Here is a 1,457-nt window from a genome sequence, read left to right as displayed (position 1 = left end):
GCCAACTTCCATACCCGGGACCTCGCGCCGACCGTCGCTGTTGACGCCCACCGCGATGATGACGGCGACTGAGACGATGCGGCCGCCACGCCGGACCTTGAGATAGGTCGCGTCCACCCAGACGTACCGCCACTCACCTTCAATCGGCCTGTCGAGAAACGCCTTCACTTTGACGTCGATCTCTTCGCACAGGCGGCTCACCTGGCTTTTGGAGATGCCGCTCATACCCATGGCCTTGACCAGGTCGTCGACAGAACGGGTCGAGATTCCCTGGATATACGCTTCCTGGATAACGGCCGTCAGAGCTTTCTCTGCCATGCGGCACGGTTCAAGGAAGCTCGAATCCCGATCGCGGTATCCGTTGCGTTGGGCTAGCCGCATGGGGTACTTCTCGCCGAAGTCTGCACCCGTAGCCGAGCCTACTTCCAGCTCCATCAGCCGCTCGGCGGCAAAGCCGATCATCTCGCGCAATAAATCTGCATCGGCACTCTTCTCAACAAGTGAGCGCACGTTCATCATGTCATTGGTCATCGGTGATCTTTCCGTCAGGTTGGTCTTGAACAACCCGACCCTAGCGGAAAACACTGATGGCCGCCCGCAAAGCCGTTCACCCGCTACAGCGCAGCGAGAAGCGCGCGGGCACTCGGCTTTGCTACCTCCCGCCACCTACACCAGGTGCTGGGACACGATCCGCGTTGCCGGTTGCCCACACCGCGCCACTTGGCGTGTTCAAAACTGATCTGAACCCTTCAAACTGGACCAGTTTTGGTTAGAGTTTTCCGGTGCATTTTCCTGGCTGGGAAAGGACCAGAAGACGATGAAAGCATCGCAGTGTTCGGACGCTCAGAAGGCGTTCATTCTGAAGCAAGGTGATGAAGGGGTGTCTGTTGCTGAAATCTGCAGGAAGGTGGGGATCAGCCAAGCGACTTATTTCAACTAGAAGAAAAAATACGCGGGCATGCTGCCACCGGAGATGAAACGGTTGAAGCAGCTCGAGGACGAGAATTCGCGCCTGAAGAAGATCGTCGCGGATCTAACGCTGGACCGCGAGATGTTGCAGGATGTCATCCGCCGAAAGCTCTAAGGCCTGCTCGGAAGCGGGAGATGGTGAAAGGCATGTGCCGCGATTGGGCGATCTCGCTCCGGCGTGCTTGTGGAGCGTTGAACTTCGATCGATCAACTCACCACTATACCTCTCGCCGTGCTGATCAGGCCGGTCTGGAACGTCGTATTCGCGAGATCTGCGAGATCCGTGTGCGGTACGGCTATCGCCGCGTGCATGTGCTGTTGGAACGCGAGGGTTGGGGCACCAACATCAAGCGAACTTACCGCATTTACAGGGACTTGGGGCTACAGTTGCGGAACAAGACACCGAAGCGGAGGGTAAAAGCCAAGCTTCGCGAGGATCGGCACATGGCCGTCGGACCCAACGACGTCTGGGCGATGGACTTCGTTCA

General features: G+C 57.9%; 1 protein-coding gene and 1 pseudogene. One reads left to right on the top strand and one right to left on the bottom strand.

Annotated elements, in window-relative coordinates; all coding sequences use genetic code 11:
* Positions 1-531: transposase (locus CO655_RS33085; protein WP_176539354.1), on the bottom strand; the 531-nt coding region annotated here is incomplete at its 3' end.
* A gap of 286 nt (positions 532-817) precedes the next feature.
* On the opposite strand from CO655_RS33085, the pseudogene CO655_RS33075 reads away from it, so the two are divergent.
* Positions 818-1,457, top strand: a pseudogene (locus CO655_RS33075) (transposase); the annotation flags it as partial.

Origin of the sequence: Rhizobium sp. M1, assembly GCF_002531805.1 — a bacterium.
In the GTDB taxonomy this organism is placed as follows: Bacteria; Pseudomonadota; Alphaproteobacteria; order Rhizobiales; family Rhizobiaceae; genus Rhizobium; species Rhizobium etli_C.
Note: the sequence above shows the minus strand (reverse complement) of the source record. Positions and strands in the feature narration are given on the sequence as shown.